The 17,459-nt window shown below is 72.8% G+C and carries 19 protein-coding genes and 1 tRNA gene; 18 read left to right on the top strand and 2 right to left on the bottom strand.

Annotated elements, in window-relative coordinates:
• The first annotated feature begins 14 nt into the window (after window positions 1-14).
• The 16 genes from KR546_RS04010 (at window position 15) to KR546_RS03935 (ending at window position 12,139) form a co-directional block, all read left to right on the top strand.
• Window positions 15-1,097, top strand: a complete 1,083-nt coding sequence (locus KR546_RS04010; RefSeq protein ID WP_238443413.1) for a M24 family metallopeptidase — start codon at window positions 15-17, stop codon at window positions 1,095-1,097.
• A complete protein-coding gene (locus tag KR546_RS04005; protein ID WP_238443412.1) occupies window positions 1,094-1,438 on the top strand; it encodes a hypothetical protein in 345 nt (114 codons plus the stop codon). The genes KR546_RS04010 and KR546_RS04005 overlap by 4 nt, the downstream gene beginning before the upstream one ends.
• A gap of 208 nt (window positions 1,439-1,646) precedes the next feature.
• Window positions 1,647-3,221 (top strand): amidohydrolase, encoded by a 1,575-nt coding sequence (locus KR546_RS04000; protein ID WP_238443411.1) that lies wholly within the window; start codon window positions 1,647-1,649, stop codon window positions 3,219-3,221.
• A gap of 108 nt (window positions 3,222-3,329) precedes the next feature.
• Window positions 3,330-3,860 (top strand): hypothetical protein, encoded by a 531-nt coding sequence (locus KR546_RS03995; RefSeq protein ID WP_238443410.1) that lies wholly within the window; start codon window positions 3,330-3,332, stop codon window positions 3,858-3,860.
• Between the two features lie 77 nt (window positions 3,861-3,937).
• Window positions 3,938-5,581, top strand: a complete 1,644-nt coding sequence (gene lnt, locus KR546_RS03990) for an apolipoprotein N-acyltransferase (RefSeq protein ID WP_238443409.1) — start codon at window positions 3,938-3,940, stop codon at window positions 5,579-5,581.
• Window positions 5,578-6,363 carry a polyprenol monophosphomannose synthase gene (locus tag KR546_RS03985; RefSeq protein WP_238443408.1) on the top strand — a complete coding sequence of 262 codons (786 nt, stop codon included), beginning with the start codon at window positions 5,578-5,580 and terminating at the stop codon, window positions 6,361-6,363. Before lnt ends, KR546_RS03985 begins: the two co-directional genes overlap by 4 nt.
• A 28-nt stretch (window positions 6,364-6,391) precedes the next feature.
• Window positions 6,392-6,467: transfer RNA gene (locus KR546_RS03980), tRNA-Glu, on the top strand.
• A 97-nt stretch (window positions 6,468-6,564) separates the two neighbouring features.
• Window positions 6,565-7,038, top strand: a complete 474-nt coding sequence (locus KR546_RS03975; RefSeq protein WP_238443407.1) for a hypothetical protein — start codon at window positions 6,565-6,567, stop codon at window positions 7,036-7,038.
• A gap of 196 nt (window positions 7,039-7,234) precedes the next feature.
• Window positions 7,235-8,350 carry a RecB family exonuclease gene (locus KR546_RS03970; protein WP_238443406.1) on the top strand — a complete coding sequence of 372 codons (1,116 nt, stop codon included), beginning with the start codon at window positions 7,235-7,237 and terminating at the stop codon, window positions 8,348-8,350.
• A 97-nt stretch (window positions 8,351-8,447) separates the two neighbouring features.
• A complete protein-coding gene (locus tag KR546_RS03965; RefSeq protein WP_238443405.1) occupies window positions 8,448-8,882 on the top strand; it encodes an SRPBCC family protein in 435 nt (144 codons plus the stop codon).
• Between the two features lie 25 nt (window positions 8,883-8,907).
• On the top strand, window positions 8,908-9,237 hold the full coding sequence (locus KR546_RS03960; protein WP_238443404.1) for a hypothetical protein: 330 nt from the start codon (window positions 8,908-8,910) through the stop codon (window positions 9,235-9,237).
• A gap of 25 nt (window positions 9,238-9,262) precedes the next feature.
• Window positions 9,263-9,520, top strand: a complete 258-nt coding sequence (locus tag KR546_RS03955; RefSeq protein WP_238443403.1) for an antitoxin Xre/MbcA/ParS toxin-binding domain-containing protein — start codon at window positions 9,263-9,265, stop codon at window positions 9,518-9,520.
• Window positions 9,521-9,865: 345 nt separating this feature from the next.
• Window positions 9,866-10,168 carry a cold-shock protein gene (locus tag KR546_RS03950; protein ID WP_238443402.1) on the top strand — a complete coding sequence of 101 codons (303 nt, stop codon included), beginning with the start codon at window positions 9,866-9,868 and terminating at the stop codon, window positions 10,166-10,168.
• Between the two features lie 115 nt (window positions 10,169-10,283).
• Window positions 10,284-10,577 (top strand): ATP-dependent Clp protease adapter ClpS, encoded by a 294-nt coding sequence (gene clpS, locus KR546_RS03945; protein ID WP_238443529.1) that lies wholly within the window; start codon window positions 10,284-10,286, stop codon window positions 10,575-10,577.
• Window positions 10,578-10,657: 80 nt separating this feature from the next.
• On the top strand, window positions 10,658-11,161 hold the full coding sequence (locus tag KR546_RS03940) for a DUF2017 family protein (RefSeq protein ID WP_238443401.1): 504 nt from the start codon (window positions 10,658-10,660) through the stop codon (window positions 11,159-11,161).
• 36 nt (window positions 11,162-11,197) lie between these two features.
• Window positions 11,198-12,139 (top strand): zinc-binding dehydrogenase, encoded by a 942-nt coding sequence (locus tag KR546_RS03935; protein WP_238443400.1) that lies wholly within the window; start codon window positions 11,198-11,200, stop codon window positions 12,137-12,139.
• A gap of 29 nt (window positions 12,140-12,168) precedes the next feature.
• Here KR546_RS03935 and murJ read toward each other — a convergent pair whose 3' ends face one another.
• Complete coding sequence (gene murJ, locus KR546_RS03930) at window positions 12,169-13,938, bottom strand: murein biosynthesis integral membrane protein MurJ (RefSeq protein WP_238443399.1); 1,770 nt, start codon at window positions 13,936-13,938, stop codon at window positions 12,169-12,171.
• Window positions 13,939-14,143: 205 nt separating this feature from the next.
• On the bottom strand, window positions 14,144-15,013 hold the full coding sequence (locus KR546_RS03925; RefSeq protein WP_238443398.1) for a 5'-3' exonuclease: 870 nt from the start codon (window positions 15,011-15,013) through the stop codon (window positions 14,144-14,146).
• Between the two features lie 128 nt (window positions 15,014-15,141).
• On the opposite strand from KR546_RS03925, the gene aat reads away from it, so the two are divergent.
• Together aat and ahcY are read left to right on the top strand one after the other, a co-directional pair.
• Entirely contained in the window at window positions 15,142-15,849 is a 708-nt protein-coding gene (aat, locus tag KR546_RS03920) for a leucyl/phenylalanyl-tRNA--protein transferase (protein ID WP_238443397.1), read from the top strand.
• Window positions 15,850-16,026: 177 nt separating this feature from the next.
• Window positions 16,027-17,352, top strand: coding sequence for an adenosylhomocysteinase (gene ahcY, locus KR546_RS03915; protein WP_238443396.1), 1,326 nt, complete (start codon window positions 16,027-16,029; stop codon window positions 17,350-17,352).
• Window positions 17,353-17,459 lie beyond the last annotated feature (107 nt).

Below are 17,459 nucleotides of genomic sequence, written 5' to 3'. Positions count from 1 at the left end.
GAAGGGCACCCCCGATGTCGCGCACCCGCCTGGACCGTGTCCGCGCCCGACTGGCCGACCAGGGCGTGGACGCCCTGTTGGTCGGCCCGTCCGCCGACCTGCGCTGGCTGGTCGGCTACGAGGCGATGCCCCTCGAACGCCTGACCATGCTGGTCGTGCCGGTCGACGGTGACCCGACCCTGTTCGTGCCGGGCCTGGAGGTGGCGCGGGCCGAGGCGTCCGGCGCGACCGACCTCGCCGACCTGTCGGCGTGGGGCGAGACCGACGACCCGATCGCCCTGGTGGCCGGCACCGTCCCGGGCGACGGACGCCTCGCCGTCCAGGACCAGCTGTGGACCTCGTTCACGCTCGCCCTGCAGGAGACCCTGCCGGGCGCCGAGTGGGTCCCGGGCAGCACCGTGACGGCACCGCTGCGCATGGTCAAGGACGACCACGAGGTGGCGGCGCTGCACGCGGTCGGCGCCGCGATCGACGACGTGCACGCCCGCGTGGCCGACCTGCTGCGTCCGGGTCGGACCGAGACCGAGGTCGGTCGCGACATCGCGGAGCTCATCCGGGGGACCCACGACCAGGTGTCCTTCGTCATCGTGGCCAGCGGGCCCAACGGCGCGAGCCCGCACCACGAGCTGTCCGACCGGGTCATCGAGGTCGGGGATCCGGTGGTCGTCGACATCGGCGGCGTGCTGGACGGCTACTGCTCCGACGAGACCCGCAACTACGTCGTCGGCGACGTGGACCCGGCCTACCGCGAACTCCACGACGTGCTCGAGGCCGCCCAGGCGGCCGGGGTCGATGCCGTGCGTCCCGGGGTGACCGCCGAGTCGGTCGACGCCGCCGCACGCGCGGTCATCGACGACGCCGGCTGGGGTGAGCAGTTCATCCACCGCACCGGCCACGGCATCGGCGTGGACGGCCACGAGCCGCCGTGGATCGTCGCCGGGGACGTGACCGAGCTGGCCCCGGGCATGGCCTTCTCGGTCGAGCCCGGCATCTACGTGGCGGGACGCCACGGTGCCCGCATCGAGGACATCGTCGTGGTCACCGAGGACGGTGTCGCGTCGGCCAACCACCGGCCACGGGGCCTGACCGTCGCATGACGTCGTCGCCCGGGTCCGAGCAGGACCGGGACCCGGCGTCCGGCCGGGTCCCCGACCGGCGGCTGCGCCTGGTCGCGATCGTGCTGGCGGTCGGCCTCGGCCTGGCCGTCGTGGGGGCCGTCGTCACCGGCATGTCCGGTGGCTCCGGGGCGGTCGCCGCGGTGGTCCTGCTCCTCGTCCTGGGGACGACCTTCGCGATCGGTGCACTGCTGGCCCTGGGGACCGCGGTGGTCGACGAGTTCCGCGGACGCACGGTGTCCCGGGGTCGCGTCGTGGTGGGGCTGGTCCTGTTCGTCGCGACGGTCGTGGTGATGGCGATGGCCGGCGCGGCGGGCGGCTGACGCGTCGCCTGCGTGCCGTCACCGACCCCCCCGAACCGACGGCACCAGATCCGCGACGTCGGCCCGTGGCGGTGCTAGCGTTCAGCGTCACGTTGCCTGGTGGCAACCGAGCGGGAACCGACGACGAGCTACGACCGACGACCGACGACTTCGTCCCGGGACAGGCGAGATGAACCCGACTGGGGATCTGGGGGGGCCGCGGATGTCGGTGGCGACGTCGCCGGCAGACGGCGAGCCCGACGGGCCGGGCGCCCGCGGGGTCCTGCTCACCGCGGATCGTGTCGTGACCCTCGGCCACGGCCGCTACCAGGCTCGGGCCCTGCTGGTGCGTGGCACGCGGGTGGTCTGGGTGGGCGACGACCCCGACCTCGCCCCGCCGCATGCCCGCCGCATCGACCTCGACGGGTGCGTCATCGGGCCGTCCTTCGTCGACAGCCACGTGCACCTGACCCCGACCGGCATCAGCCTGCTCGGGCTCGACCTGTCGGGGGTGCGCTCGCCCGACGAGCTGCTGCGGGCGGTGCGCCTGCACGCCGAGCAGGACACCGGGCGGGTGATCTGGGGGCACGGCTGGGACGACCACGACTGGGACCAGCCCCTGCCGACGCCCGAGCAGCTCCACGAGGCCTCCGGCGGCCGTCCCGTCACGTTGGCCCGCATCGACAGCCACTCCTCCCTGGTCGACACCTCGACCCTGCGCTCCGCACCGCTCACCCGCACGGGTGGGATCGAGCGGGACGCGGACGGGCGCCCGACCGGACGGCTGCGTCGCGACGCGAACAAGGTTGCCCGGCGCTGGGCCGTCGGTGCGATGTCGGAGGCCGACCTCGACCGGGCCCGGGCCGAGGCGGTGCGCTTCGCCGTGTCCCGCGGGGTCGGCACCGTCCACGAGATGGGTGGCCCCGACGCCATGGGCGAGACCGACTTCGACGCCTGGTGCGAGGGCGACTGGGGCCTGGAGGTCGTGCCCTACTGGGGCGCCACGGACCTCTCCTTCGCCCTCGACCGGGACCTGCGCCACGTGGGTGGCGACATCTGGCTCGACGGCAGCCTGGGGTCCCACACCGCGGCCCTCACCCAGCCCTACGCCGACCACCCCGGGTCGGGTGACCTCGAGTATGCGGACGCCACGCTGGTGGAACTGTTCACCGAGGCCACCCACGCCGGGATGCAGGTCGCGGTGCACGCCATCGGCGACGCCGCGATCGACCAGGCCATCCGGTGCTGGCACCGGGTCGTGGCGGACCTGCCCGAGCACCTCGCGGACGCCGTCCGGCGCCTGCGCCACCGCATCGAGCACGGCGAGGTGGTCCGTCCCGACCAGCTCGACGACCTCGTGGAGCTGGGGATCGTCCTGTCGGCACAACCCGCCTTCGAGACGTTGTGGGGTGGCCCGGGTGGACTCTACGAGCAGCGGCTGGGCCCGCATCGTGCGACCACCACCAATCCCTACCGGGCCCTGGCCGACCGGGGGGTGCCGCTCGCCTTCGGCTCGGACGCCAACGTCACGCCGATCGCGCCGTGGGAGATGGTCTGGGCCGCCGAGCACCGGCACCGCCACCGCCACGAGATCACCCGCCTGGAGGCCGTGTCGGCCTCGACCCTGGGTGGCCGACATGCTGCCCGCCAGGAGCGTTGGGTCGGGGTGCTGCGCGCCGGGATGCGGGCCGACCTGACGGCCTGGGAGGGCGATCCCTACGAGGCCGACGACCCGCGCGGCGCGTCCTGCGTCCTCACGGTCGTCAAGGGCCGGGTCGTGCACGGGGATCTCGACCTGGGGTAGGTGGCACCGGGCGTTCCCTCGCCCGGCCGGACGGCCCGACGGCGTGCCCGTCGTGATGCGCTACCGTCCGCCGCGTCACCCACTGGACCTGCTGGAGGGCCGACCTCAGTGGCAGACTTCGACGACACCGACGACCTCGACCTGGACGACCTCGACGCGCTCGAGGACGATCTCCCGGACGACGCGGACACCGACGAGCTCGGCCTCGACGAGGAGTTCGACTTCGGCGACGACCTCGAACCGGGGGACCTCGACGACGACGACCTCCCCGACGACCTGTCCGAGGAGCTCGACGGGGAGCTGGCCGTGCTCGGCCTGGAAGACCTCGACGACACCGACGACGACTCCGACGTTCCCGAGGAGTCGCTCGACGAGCTCGCCGAGGCCGACGCGGACGCCGACCCGTCCGCGGTCGGCGACGACGAGGTGGTCGGCGGGGACGCTCCCGCGACCGCGCTCGTGGAGGACGCCGACGACCTGCTCGACGAGCTGGACCCCGACGTCTCGGCCGGAGCCCGTGAACTGGACGTGGACGACGAGGTGCGCGAGGGCGAGTTCGTGTGCCGCTCCTGCTTCATGGCCAAGCGGGAGTCAGCGCTGGCCGACGAGGACAAGCTCCTCTGCCGTGACTGCGTGTAGGCCGCGATGACCCGCCGTGTCGCCCCGCCCGCACCGCCCCGGTCACCGGCGTCGGCGTGACCCCTGGTGAGGACCGGGTGACCGAACGTTCGGCCACCCCCGAGGCCGTGTCGTGGTCGGCGGCCCTGCTGCCCTGGGGCGCCGCGATCCTCGCCGGGTTCCTGCTGGCGGGCATCCATCCGCCCGTGGCCGCCTGGCCGCTGGCCTTCGCCGTCCCGGCGCTGCTCGCGCTGGCGGGGGAGGGGGCGCTGGCGCTGGGACGTCGCCCGGCCGTGATGGGCTTCACCGCCGGGCTGCTGGGCAACCTCCTGCTGATCCACTGGATCGCCAACCGCGCGGGCGTGGTCGCCTGGATCCTGCTGGCCCTGGTCGGGGCGGCATGGTGGGCCCTGCTCGCCGAGCTGCTGGCGTGGCTGCTGCAGCGTCGCTGGACGATCGTGCTCGCCCCGATCGTGTGGGTCGGGATCGACGCCTGGCGGGGCGCGTGGCCGTTCAGCGGGTTCGGATGGGGGACGCTCGGGGTCAGCCAGGCCGACAACGCGTGGCTGGTGCCGGTCGCCCGCGTGCTGGGCGAGAAGGGGCTGACCCTGGTCGTGGCGTCGGTCTCGCTGTTCGCCTGGGTCGCGGTGCGCGACGGGCTGCTGGCCCACCGGGCGACCCCCCCGGCCGAGGACCACCCCCGGCCACGGCGGACGAGGGGCGGGGCTGCCCCACCCGGTGGCTGGCGGGGCCGGCTCGACGCCGCGACCGGGGCCTCGACGTTCGGCACCGGCGGGGTCGTGCTGACCCTGCTGGCCGTGACCCTGGTGACGGTCGCCCCGCCGGAGCGCACCGGCAGCATCGACGTGCTGGCCGTGCAGGGCAACGACATCGAGTTCCCCCAGGGCCCGTACCGCGACGACGCACGCACCGTGGCGACCCAGGCCCTCGACGAGACGGCGGCGTCGATCGCCGCGGACGGCCCGGCCGACCTGGTGGTCTGGCCGGAGGGGACGGTCGGACTGGACCCGGCACGGGATGCCGACCTGGCCGCGGTCGTGGCCGAGGCGGGCGCGCTGACCGACGGTCGGCTCCTGCTGGGCACCGACCTCGAGGACCCCGACTCCACCAACCTGTTCCGGGTCAGCACCGTGGTGGGGGTGGACGGGACCCTGGGAGACACCTACCGCAAGCGCGTGCTCGTCCCGTTCGGCGAGTACGTGCCGTTCCGATCGCTGATCGACTGGTACCCCCCGCTGCGCCAGGTCCCGCGCGACGTGCTGCCGGGCACCGAGGCGACGACCGTGCGGGTCGGTGACGTGGACGTCGCCGTGGGGATCTGCTTCGAGTCGATGTACCCGGATGCCGTACGCTCGAACGTCCTGGCCGGCGACGACCCCGCCGAGCTGGTGGTCATCTCGTCGTCGGACTCGTCGTTCGGGCGCAGCGGCGAGCCCGCCCAGCACGTCGCCCAGTCACGGCTGCGGGCCATCGAGACCGGACGCTGGGTGGTCCACGCCACGACCTCGGGCATCACCACGATGGTGGACCCCGACGGTGCGACCCACGGCACCACCGAGCTGTTCACGGTCGACTCGGTCCGCGACGAGGTCGGCCTGGCCACGAGCATGACCCCGTTCCTGCGGATCGGTGACGTCCTCGACCCGGTCGGGCGGGCCGTGGTCGTGCTCGCCGTCCTCGCTGCAGCCGTCCTCGCCATCCATCGGAGGAACCAGGCATGACGCCGCCCGATCGAACCAGCGACACGCTGGTGGTGACCCCCACCTACAACGAGCGCGAGAGCCTGCCGCGATTGGCCGAGCGTGTCCTGGCCAGCCCGGCGGGGGTCGACCTGCTGGTCGTCGACGACAGCTCACCGGACGGCACGGGGGAGTGGGCCGACGACTTGGCGGCCCGTGAGCCACGCGTCCACGTGCTGCACCGTCCCGAGAAGGCCGGACTCGGGGCCGCCTACCGCGCCGGGCTGGGGTGGGGGCTGGAGCGGGGCTACCCGCTGCTGGTCGAGATGGACGCCGACCTGTCGCACGACCCCGTGCACCTGCCGGAGATGCTGGCCGCGACCCGTGACGCCGACCTGGTGATCGGGTCGCGCTACGTCCCGGGCGGCGGCACGGTCAACTGGCCATGGCACCGCCGGATGCTGTCGTCGGGAGGAAACGTCTACGTCCAGGCGTTGACCGGGGTGCCGGTGCACGACGCCACCTCGGGCTACCGCGTCTTCCGCGCGGCGGTGCTCGACGCGATCGGGCTGGCCGACCTGGACTCCGAGGGCTACTCGTTCCAGCTCGAGACGGTCGTCGCCGCGCACCGGGCCGGGTTCGTCCTGGCCGAGGTGCCGATCTCGTTCGTCGAGCGGACCGTCGGCGCGTCGAAGATCTCGCGATCGATCGTCGCCGAGGCGATGGTCAAGGTGGTTGGCTGGGGCATCCAGCGGCCCCGCCACCCCGACGGCCTGCATCCACGATCCGTGCGCGCCCGGCAGGCCGACCAGCCTGCCCGGTAGCCTGCCCCTTTCGTCCACCCGGCCCCACGCCCCCGTCGTCCAGCGGTCGAGGATCCCACCCTTTCAAGGTGGTGACGCGGGTTCGAATCCCGTCGGGGGTACCACCACGTCCGCGTCGCGACCACCCGACCTCCCGGTCGGGGGGGCGGCGTCGTCGCACCCGACCCGACATCTCCGCCCGCAACCCCTCCGAGGACCATCGTGGCAGCCAAGAAGACCTCGATCCAGATCCCGGTCGAACGCCAGAAGGCGGCCCAGGCCGCCGGCACGTTCGACCTCGACGAACTCCCGGGGATCCTGTCCAACCCCGATGCCGCCGTGCGCCTGGCCAAGACCGCCAAGGGCGACAAGGCGCTCAAGTCCGTTCGCAGCCTGAACTCCCTGGCCAAGATCTCCAACGGGCAGATCATCGCCAACTACGGACGCAGCGAGTCCCGCTGGGCCCAGACCTACCAGCGTCGCCGCGCCGGCAACGCCGAGGTCCACGAGCTGCTGTCCTACGCCCGCCAGCTGGTGGGGATCAGCCCCGACGGCGAGCTCGGCATCTTCCTGATGGGCCACGCCGGCCAGGGCTCCTGCATCCCGCTGTGGGTGCCCCAGGAGGAGGTCACCCTGACCGTGCAGCCCAACGACATCGTGATGCGCTTCGACGAGTCGCCGCTCGACGCTTGGTGAGCCGTGCCCGGACATGGCTGATGGCTGCGGATCTGGCCCACTCCGGGCACGGACTCACCAAGTTGGAGTTGCTCGGCTGGAGCCTCGCAACGTCCAGCTCTGCTTCGGCGAGGCTGGTTGGGTGCCCAGGGATGGGTGATGCACAGGGTGGGAGACGTCGGTGGGGGTGTCACTCGGCGGGGATAGGTTGGGGGGCATGGAGACGACGACGGTGACGACTGACGGGGCCGTGCTGCGGCTGGACGGGACCGAGGACGACGAGGGGGTCGACGGGGGTGAGCTGGAGCCGACGCGGCCGCCGCTGATCGCCACCGACGGGCGAGTCCGGCTGTCGTTCTCGCGCATCGACACCTTCCAGCAGTGCTCGCTGCGGTTCCGCTACCGCTACGTCGACCACCTGCCGGGAAAGAGTGCGACCTACCTGTCCTTCGGCACCTCGATCCACGCGGCGCTCGAGCTGTTCCACGAGCGGACGCTGTTCGGGATGCCCTCCCAGGACGAGCTGCTCGAGTTCCTCTACGACCACTGGGACTCGTCCGGCTACGCCGAGGTGTCACGCGACCGCCAGGTCGACGACTACCGCCGTGCCCAGCACACCCTGCAGCGCTACCACCAGCGGGTGGCCGACGACTACCGGCCCGCCGCCGACACCGAGAAGTGGTTCGAGCTCCCCGTCGGCGACGAGGCCCTCGTGGTCGGGTCGATCGACCGGGTCGACGTCGACGACGACGGCGACCTGCACGTCGTGGACTACAAGACCGGCAAGCTCCGCGACCGCGAGAAGGTCCGCGGCTCTCTCCAGCTGGCGATCTACGCCCTGGCCTGCGAGCACCTGTACGGACGGCTGCCGGCCACGGTGGCCCTGGACTACGTCGTCGCCGGCGTCGAGGTCCGGGTCGCCGTCGACGAACTCGACCTCGACGGGGCGCGCGAGGCGATCGTCGACACCGCGCGTCGTGTGCTGGACGAGCAGTACGAGCCCGTGCCCACCCGGCTGTGCGACTGGTGCGACCACCAGTCGGTCTGTCCCGCCTGGGAGGGTGACGGCGAGGGCTACGGCGCCGCCGTCGTCGAGCGCGACCGGCTGCGCCGCGAGCTGCGCCGGGGGTTGGGCCGGCTGCGTTCGCTGGAGGCGGGCATCGACCGGCTCGCCGACGAGCTCGCGGAGCGCGGGCTCGACCCGGTCGGCTCCGACGACACCGCGACCACCCTGCGCGGGCGCCCTGCCGAGGACGTCGTGGCGGATGACCACGACGACCAGCCCGATGACCAGCCCGAGGACCAGCCCCGGGGCACGTCGACCGCCGGCTGAATGCTCCCCCGCAACCGGGGGAGGGGCGGCCGGGGATGCGCCCGGGAGCCCCACCGATAGGCTCACCTCCCGCCGCATCATCGACATCGAGAGCGCCATGGGCCAGAAGGTCAGCGACACCGTCGTCATCGACGCCACGCCGGACGAGGTCCTGGCGGTCATCCTCGACCTCGAGGCCTATCCCGAGTGGTCCGACGACGTGAACAGCGTCGACGTCGTGTCCACCGACGGCCAGGGCCGCCCCCGCGACGCGCGCTTCGACGTCGACGCCCGGGTCGCCCAGGTCGACTACGTGCTGCGCTACGACTACGACGGCCCCGCCGACGTCCAGTGGTCGCTCCTGGAGGGCGAGGTGCTGCGCCAGCTCGACGGCAGCTACACGCTCGTCGACCGGGACGGCAGCACCCACGTCACCTACGCCCTCGAGGTCGACATCTCGATGCCGGTGCCCGGGTTCATCAAGAAGCGTGCGGCCCGCACCATCCTCGACACCGGCCTGAAGGGCCTGAAGGCACGCGTCGAGTCGACCTGACCACCGCGATCCGAGGCACCCCACCATGCGTTCCGAGGTCGAATCCGCCTACTTCGCCCTGCTGCGGGCACGTGAGGACCACGCCGACCTGCAGCGCTACGAGGAGCACCTCCGCGACGAGTTGCGTCGGCTGACCCGCTTCCTGGCCGAGACCAACGCCGCGGCCGACGACGCACCCGGCCGCCTGCGCCGCCGCCTCCGCCACACCGACGATCCGCTGGCCGACGCCGTCCGCGAGCGCCAGGAGGCGGTGCGCGACGAGCTGTCGCGCATGGACGACCGGCTCGAGGCGGCCGCGGAGTACGCGCGCTCGTGCGAGGCGGCCCATCGTCGCCTGCAGTCCGCGGAGGGCTGAGCGCGCCGTGTACCGCGACGAACCGATGGACGACGAGCTCGAGCTGCGTGCACTGGTGGGCGACGAGCCGGTCGACGACCTGGGCGACGACCGGGCGGCCCTGGAGACGGGCCTGGACGTCCTGCGGCTGCTGCAGGGCTGGGTCGACGACGACCAGGCCGCCGCCTGGCTGGGCCAGCCGGCTCGTCGACTGGACGGTCGCAGTCCGCTGCAGGCCCTGGCCGAGGGGGACCACGACGACGTGGTCGACGCGTGCCGGGCATTCATCGCCGCACAGGGCTGAGTCGGCGGACGAACCCGTGCGCGTGGCAGCGGCCGTGACGCCGGTCCCACGGCCCCACGTCGGGTCCGTGACGGGGGCGTCCACCGTGACAGGAAGCGTCCGGATGCCGCTCGGCCGGTGCGGTAGCATGGCCGATCGACGTCGGACGCGGTGTGCGCGTGCGACCAGCCCCACCGGCGGCCCACCGCCGGCGCGACCATCGGTCATCGACCGCGCCGCTCCCTCGACGGGCCCGGCGACGATGCGACCCCTGGTGGCGTGCACAGTCTCGATCCCGACCCTCCCGACGAACCCCGCCGTCGCGCGAGCCTCGCGCGACGTTCCCCGCACGAAACGGACTTCTCCATGCCCACCGGCCGCGTCAAGGTCTTCCATCCCGATCGCCAGTTCGGCTTCCTCACCGCCGAGGACGGCGAAGAGGTCTACGTCCACGTCGACGACGTCAGCGGGGGCGCCCTGCGCTCCGGCGACGAGGTCACCTACGAGGTCGGCGAGGGCGAGCAGGGCGACAAGGCCGTCGACGTCGAGGTCGTGCGCGCCGCGCCGGACGACAACCCCGTGGGTCGCACGCTCGGCCAGCCGCCGACCTGGAACGACCTCGAGGAGCGCGACCGCCGTCGTCGCCAGAACCGCCGTCGGCGTCGCTGAACCCGACGTGCCCGACCGCGCCTCGTCGCCGACCTCACCGGCCCGCCCGGGCCGCACCGGCCCCCGCGTGGTCGGGGTGCGCGGTCACCGGGTCGTGGGGGCTGCGCCCGGGGTCCTGTCGGGCCAGCCTGCCCCCCTGGTCGACGACCCCGAGACCACCACCGACATCGACCCGGACCGTCCTTGGGACGTGATCGTCTGGGACGATCCGGTGAACCTCATGTCCTACGTGGTCTGGGTGTTCATGCGGGTGTTCTCCTTCCCGGAGCCGGTCGCACGCAAGCTGATGCTGGAGGTCCACCGCGAGGGCAAGTCCCTGGTGGCTTCCGAGCCCCGTGAACGCGCCGAGCTGTACCTCCAGCAACTGCACGGCTACGGACTGCAGGCCACCATCCAGCGGGCTGCCTGATCGCGAGTGTCGGGACGCCCGTTCGGACGACCGGGGCGCAGGCCGCGTCTCGTCGAGCCGATCGACCGAACGGAGCCGCGATGGTGCACGAGCTGGTTGTTCCGCCTGGCACCGTCGGGCTGCTCGCGCGCCTGGTCGACGAACTGGTCGCCCTCCACGACGAGCCCGACGAGCAGCATCCAGCGTGGCAACGGCTGTACCCGGCCACCAGCACGGACGACACGCTCGACGCCGACCTGCGTGACCTCGTGCACCCCGACCTGGTCGCGGGCCGCCGTGAGGCGTTCACGACGGTCCAGGACCTGCTCGCGACCCATGACGAGGACACCGAGCGACTGGCGGTCGACGACGAGCAGGCGGTGGCGCTGCTGGGCGTGGTCAACGACGTGCGGCTGGCGATCGCCGCCAGGATCGATCTCCCGGGCATGCTCGAGGGCCGGTCGGACGGCCCCGTCCCCGACGAGACCACCGTGGCCGCCGTGCAGGTCGTCGACTGGCTGGCCATGCTCCAGGAGCAGGTCCTGGCCGGGATCGCGCCGGAGTCCCAGTCCCACTTCGACGACCCCGTCCACGACGACGACTGACCCCGGGCAGCCCCCACCGCGACCGAGGAGTCCACGATGCAGGCAGTCACCATCGACGACGGCACGATCCGGGTGGCGGACCGACCCGATCCCGCGCCGGGTCCGGACGAGCTGCTGGTGCGGGTCGCGGGAGCGGGACTGAACGGCGCCGACCTGCTGCAGCGCGCCGGCCACTACCCGGCGCCGGCCGGCATCCCCGACGACCAGCCCGGCCTGGAGTTCGCCGGGACGGTCACCGCCGTCGGCGATCGCGTGGTGGACCACGCCCCCGGCGACCGCGTGATGGGCATCGTCGGTGGTGCCGCCCAGGCGGAGCTGGTCACGACACCCGCCGACCTGGTCCTCGGCGTGCCCGACGGCTGGGACCTCGTGCATGCCGGCGGCGCCCCCGAGGCGCTCATCACCGCCCACGACGCCCTGTTCACGCAGGGCCGACTCGGACCCGGCGACCGCCTGCTGGTGACCGGGGCCGCGGGCGGGGTCGGCACGGCGGCGATCCAGCTGGCCGTCGCCACGGGGGCCGAGGTGGTCGCCTCCGCCCGTGGAGAGGACCGCCACGACGCGCTGCGGTCACTCGGTGCCGCCGAGGTGGTCCTGCCCGACGACCAGGCCGCGGCCGGCCCGTTCGACGTCGTCCTCGAACTGGTCGGTGCCCCCAGCGTCGCGACGCTGCTGCGGTCACTGGCCACCGGTGCACGGATCGTGGTGATCGGGGTGGGTGCCGGTTCCCGCCTGGAGCTGGACCTGCTGGCACTGATGGGTGCCCGCGCGACCCTGCGGGGCTCGACCCTGCGTGCCCGTCCCCTGGCCGACCGCGTGACCGCGACCCGGTCCGCCGGCCACGTCCTGGGCACGCTGGCCGCACGCGATGCCTACACCGTCCCGGTCGCCGCGATCCACGACCTCGGCGACGCCGCCACCGCCTACGACGACTTCGACCGGGGGGGCCACCTCGGCAAGGTGATCCTCGCCCCCTGACAGCTGCCGCAGCCACGCGGCAGGTCCGGTCAGTCGCGGGGGCGGTTGCGACGCAGTGAGGCGCGCCACAGCAGCAGGACCCGACCGACCGGTCCGAGCCGTGGGGCGAGCGAGCCGACGACCGCGTCGACCTCCCCGACACCGGTGCGGAACGCGGTGGCGACGTAGACCAGGCCGACCACGCCGGTCGCGACCACCCCGGCGATGGCGACCGGCCACCCACGGACCAGGACCCGTGCGGCCAGCCCGGCGGCCACCGCGGCCACGGCGGGCAGGAGCAGTCGGCCTCGTGACCGACCCGCGATGCGGGCGCGGACCCCCATGTGGTCCGCGATCACGCGTCGGAGCCGGCGCCACTCGACCCATGCCCCGATGCCCGCACCGACCGCCAGGCCCACGGCGCCGAGCCGCAGCTGCTGGTCGACCGCCTGGCCCCGCAGGGTGGGATCCACCGGTCGGAAGGTCGGCAGGGACCCGGGATCCAGCAGGGTGACGGCGCCGTCCACGATCCCGAACCGGTCGAACTGCAGCATCAGCAGGCCACCGACCACGATCGACACCCCGACCCGGATGACGGAGGTGATGGCCGGCGTCCGGGTGTCCCCGACGCCGTACAGCAACGACTGCAGCAGGCGGGACGAGGTCGTGGCGACCAGCCCGAGCGAGAAGGTGCCGAGCACCAGCCACACGGCGGTCTGCACGTCGGCGTCGAAGGCCCCGGTGCGGAACAGCGTCCCGACCAGCAGGTCGCCGACCACGATGTAGACCACCATCGATCCCACGACCCAGAAGGCGATCCGGGCCAGCCCGTCGTCGATCCGGGTGGCCACGCGCCGGACGTCCCCGTGGTCCATGGCGGACAGGTCCGGCAGCTCGGCCGCGGCCACGCTCATCCCGAACAGGCTGACCGGCAACAGGTACAGCTGCTGGGAGTAGGTCAGCAGTGCGGCCGCCCCGGTCGCCAGCAGTGACGCCAGCAGCAGGTCGACGTAGGTCGCGAGCTGGACGACGCCCCGCCCGGCCACGACCGGGCCGGCCGCACGCAGGACCTGGCGCACGCCGGGGAGGTCGCGACGCAGGCTGGGGCGCAGGTCCGGCTCGAGCCGGAGCACCGCGGGCAGCTGCACCAGGAACTGGGCCAGGCCACCGGCCAGCGCGCCGAACGCCAGCGCGACCGCGAGCTGTTCGAGCTGGGACGGGCTGGCGTCGGCCACCGCCAGTGGCGGATCCAGGATGAACCAGGCCGCGCCGACCAGCGCCCCGATCTGCATCACGTTCCAGATCACGGGTGCGACGTAGGACAGGAAGAACTTCCGATGGGCGTTGAGCACGCCCAGGCACCATGCCGAGAGCACCAGCAGCCCGATGCCCGGCGTCATGATCCGCATCAGCTGCACGGTCAGGTCGCGCTTGGCCCCGACGAAGCCCGGGGCGACCAGGGACGTCAGGGGGTCGGCCAGCAGGATGCCGGCGAGGGACACGACCGCGGCGGTGACCGTCAGCAGCCCCAGGACCGCGCCGGCGACGCGTCCCGCCTCCTCCCGGCGTCCCGCCGCCAGCAGCTTGGCGTGCACCGGGATGAACGACGCGGAGAGCACACCCTCGCCCAGCAGGTTCTGCATGACGTTGGGGATCCGGAACGCGGTGAAGAAGGCGTCGGCCACCGCGGAGGTGCCGAAGAAGTTGCCGATCACGCGCAGGCGCACGAAGCCCATGACCCGGGACGCGAGGATCCCCGCCGCGACCAGCGTGGCCCCACGACGCGACGAGGTCGCGGTCGGATCCTGGGTCTCGGTCACGTCGTCGATCCGGAGGGGTCGAGTGGTGGGCGGTCGGGTCGGCGTGGCGACGAACCCCGGCCCGGGTCGGGCCCGAGCCAGGCCCGGGTCGGTCGTCGAGCGGCCGCCGGCGGGGAGCCGGCGGATCCCGTGCGGAGGCTACGCCCCGTCGGAGACGTGGTCCGGCAGGTCCCCCGCAGCACGGACGGGGTCGAGCCGACCCGGATCAGTCCGCCCAGGTGGCAACGCGGTCGGCGAGGTCGACCTCCAGGCGGTCGAACGTCGCCGTGGCGCTGCGTGGCACGCCGGCATGGGCGAGGTCGTCGAGCTCCTCGGCCAGGGGGACGTCGAGGCTGAGCGTGGCGAGGTGGCGGTACAGCTCGGCCGCCTCGCGCTCGGCCGCCAGCGTCTCCGCCAGGCGGGCGGCGCCACGGACCGGCACGTCCCAGTCGTCGGGGTCGGCGGGGATGTCCTCGAGGTGACCCCAGCGGGTGAGGAGGGTCGCGGCCGTCTTCGCGCCGAAGCCCCTCAGGCCCGGGATGCCGTCGGCCGTGTCGCCGACCAGGGCGAGGTAGTCCGGCACCGACGCGGGTGGCACGCCCAGGCGTGCGACGACGCCCTGCTCGTCGAACTCGCGGTCGCGCATCCGGTCGACCTGCACGATCCGGTCACCCGACACGACCTGGCCGAGGTCCTTGTCGACGGTCATCACCCGGACCTGGTCCACGTCGTCGCACCACCGGACGGCGGCCGTCCCCAGCGCGTCGTCGGCCTCCCACTGCTGCATCGACCAGACCACGATCCCCAGCGCAGCCGTTGCCTCCTCCACCAGGTCGAACTGGTCCAGCAGTTCCTGTTCGATCCCGGAGCCGTCCTTGTAGGCCGGGAACGTCTCGTTGCGCCACGACTCGATCGGGTTGTCGTAGGCCACGGCGAGATGGGTCACGGCCTCGTCGGGATCGTCGAGCAGGGCCAGCAGGGTGCGGACCACCCCGACCGTGGCCTTGACGTCGCGGCCACCGGCCTCCCGCGACGGACCGGGGGAGAAGTGGGCCCGGAACAGCTCGAAGGTCCCGTCCACCAGGTGCAGTCGCATGGCCACGTCCTCGTTCGACCGGGCAGGCACTTCGCCCGCGATGTCGTGCCCACGGTAATCGTCGTCGTCGCCTCGGGGCACGGCACCGGAGTCGCCACCGGGTCCCACCGCCGGCCTAGATTCGTGCCATGACCAGCCACACCGCGCCCCCGCGACCGCCGGGCCCGTCCCGATGGATCCTGCCGGCGCCCGAGACCGCCGACGAGCACGGCGTCATCGGCGTCGGCGCCGACCTGCACCCGGCCACCCTCGTGGACGCCTACCGCCACGGCATCTTCCCGTGGCCACACGACGACCTGCCGCTGCCGTGGTTCTCGCCCGACCCCCGGGGGGTCATCCACGTCCACGACGTCCGCGTGTCGCGCTCCCTGCGTGCGCGCCTGCGCACGTCGGGCTGGGCGACCACCGTCGACCACGACTTCGGTGGGGTCATGGCCGGCTGTCGCCATCGACCGGGGGAGGGGACCTGGATCACCGACGAGATGGCGGCGGCCTACCGGACGCTGGCCGACCTGGGGTGGGCCCACAGCCTGGAGGTGTGGGACGGCGACGACCTGGTCGGCGGGATCTACGGCCTCCTCGTCGGCGGCATCTTCACGGGCGAGTCGATGTTCCACCGGGTCAGCGACGCGTCCAAGGTCGCGCTGGTCGACCTCGTGAACCGGCTGGCCCTGGCCGGGGGCGTGCTGCTGGACACGCAGCTGACCACCCCGCACCTGCGCTCGATGGGTGCCTCCGACCTGCCTCGGGCCCGGTTCCTCGAGCTGCTCGACACCGTGCGGGACGACGACGTGCGGCTGCGTCGTGACCGCATGGACGTCGACCGCCTGGCCTGAACGCCCGAGGTCCCTGTCCGTCCGGCGCCCCTCGGTCCCGGCATCGTCGCGTCGGATCTGGCACCCTGTTGGTGCCCGCCGAGTCCGGCGACGGCGAACCTCCACGGCCCGACGTGTCCTGCATGTGCCGACGTGCACGCAGCCCGTTCGTGGCCGGCATCGAACCAAGGGCCACCCGTGAGCACCTCGACCACCCCTGCCGACACCTCCGCGACCACCGGCGACTTCAAGGTCCGCGACCTCGACCTCGCGGCCTCCGGACGCATCGCCATCGAACTGGCCGAGAAGGAGATGCCCGGCCTGATGGCGCTGCGCGAGCGCCACGCCGACACCCAGCCGCTGGCGGGTGCCCGCATCGCTGGCTGCCTCCACATGACCGTGCAGACCGCGGTCCTGATCGAGACCCTCGAGGAGCTGGGTGCCGAGGTCCGCTGGTCCTCGTGCAACATCTTCTCCACCGAGGACCACGCTGCCGCGGCCGTCGCCGCCGCCGGCACGCCGGTGTTCGCCTGGAAGGGCGAGACCGAGGACGAGTACGTGTGGTGCATCCGCCAGACGCTGGACTTCGGTGACGGCAAGGGCCCCAACCTCCTGCTGGACGACGGCGGCGACCTCACCGCCCTGGTCCACGAGGAGTACGAGGAGCTGATCCCCGACATCCTCGGCGTCTCCGAGGAGACCACCACCGGGATCAAGACCCTGCGCCAGTACAGCAAGGGCGGGACCCTGCGGATGACGGCGATCAACGTCAACGACTCGGTCACCAAGTCCAAGTTCGACAACCTCTACGGCTGCCGCGAGTCGTTGATCGACGGCATCAAGCGGGCGACCGACGTGATGATCGCCGGCAAGCGCGCGGTCGTGTGCGGCTACGGCGACGTGGGCAAGGGCTGCGTCCAGGCGCTGGCCGGCATGGGCGCCACCGTGGTCGTCACCGAGATCGACCCCATCAACGCGCTCCAGGCCACCATGGAGGGCTACCGCGTGGTGCTGCTCGACGACGTCATCGACGACGTCGACATCGTCATCACCGCCACCGGCAACGACGACATCCTGACCGTGGACGACATGCTGCGGCTCAAGGACCACGCGATCGTCGGCAACATCGGCCACTTCGACACCGAGATCCAGACCGAGGCGCTGCGCGAGTTCGAGTGGACCAGCGTCAAGCCACAGGTCGACCTGGTGCACCTGCCCAACGGCCGCTCGATCATCCTGCTCGCCGAGGGACGCCTGCTCAACCTGGGCTGCGCCACGGGCCACAGCTCGTTCGTGATGTCGACCTCGTTCACCAACCAGGTGCTGGCCCAGCTCGAGCTGTGGAACAACCACGCCGAGTACAAGAACGAGGTGTACGTCCTGCCCAAGCACCTCGACGAGGAGGTCGCCCGCCTCCACCTCGAGAAGGTCGGCGCCAAGCTGACCACGCTGACCCAGGCGCAGGCCGACTACCTCGGCGTCGACGTCGGCGGCCCCTACAAGGAAGACAGCTACCGGTACTGAGCACATGGTGGTCGCATCGCCAGACAGCGGCGACCGACCACCCTGCCGACCGGACCGGCCGCCCCAGAGTTCGCTGAACGGCCCTCCCACGTGGGAGGGCCGTTCGT

The organism is Salsipaludibacter albus, from assembly GCF_019798055.1.
Lineage (GTDB): Bacteria > Actinomycetota > Nitriliruptoria > Nitriliruptorales > Nitriliruptoraceae > Salsipaludibacter > Salsipaludibacter albus.
This window is presented reverse-complemented; position numbering and strand designations above follow the sequence as displayed.

What these genes read in the sequence shown, in the direction of transcription:
- KR546_RS04010 (WP_238443413.1), top strand. Translation starts at nt 15, where the DNA reads ATGTCGCGCACCCGCCTGGACCGTGTCCGCGCCCGACTGGCCGACCAG.
- KR546_RS04005 (WP_238443412.1), top strand. Translation starts at nt 1,094, where the DNA reads ATGACGTCGTCGCCCGGGTCCGAGCAGGACCGGGACCCGGCGTCCGGC.
- KR546_RS03985 (WP_238443408.1), top strand. Translation starts at nt 5,578, where the DNA reads ATGACGCCGCCCGATCGAACCAGCGACACGCTGGTGGTGACCCCCACC.
- KR546_RS03970 (WP_238443406.1), top strand. Translation starts at nt 7,235, where the DNA reads ATGGAGACGACGACGGTGACGACTGACGGGGCCGTGCTGCGGCTGGAC.
- KR546_RS03965 (WP_238443405.1), top strand. Translation starts at nt 8,448, where the DNA reads ATGGGCCAGAAGGTCAGCGACACCGTCGTCATCGACGCCACGCCGGAC.
- KR546_RS03960 (WP_238443404.1), top strand. Translation starts at nt 8,908, where the DNA reads ATGCGTTCCGAGGTCGAATCCGCCTACTTCGCCCTGCTGCGGGCACGT.
- KR546_RS03955 (WP_238443403.1), top strand. Translation starts at nt 9,263, where the DNA reads ATGGACGACGAGCTCGAGCTGCGTGCACTGGTGGGCGACGAGCCGGTC.
- KR546_RS03950 (WP_238443402.1), top strand. Translation starts at nt 9,866, where the DNA reads ATGCCCACCGGCCGCGTCAAGGTCTTCCATCCCGATCGCCAGTTCGGC.
- KR546_RS03940 (WP_238443401.1), top strand. Translation starts at nt 10,658, where the DNA reads ATGGTGCACGAGCTGGTTGTTCCGCCTGGCACCGTCGGGCTGCTCGCG.
- KR546_RS03935 (WP_238443400.1), top strand. Translation starts at nt 11,198, where the DNA reads ATGCAGGCAGTCACCATCGACGACGGCACGATCCGGGTGGCGGACCGA.
- KR546_RS03925 (WP_238443398.1), bottom strand. Translation starts at nt 15,013, where the DNA reads ATGCGACTGCACCTGGTGGACGGGACCTTCGAGCTGTTCCGGGCCCAC.
- aat (WP_238443397.1), top strand. Translation starts at nt 15,142, where the DNA reads ATGACCAGCCACACCGCGCCCCCGCGACCGCCGGGCCCGTCCCGATGG.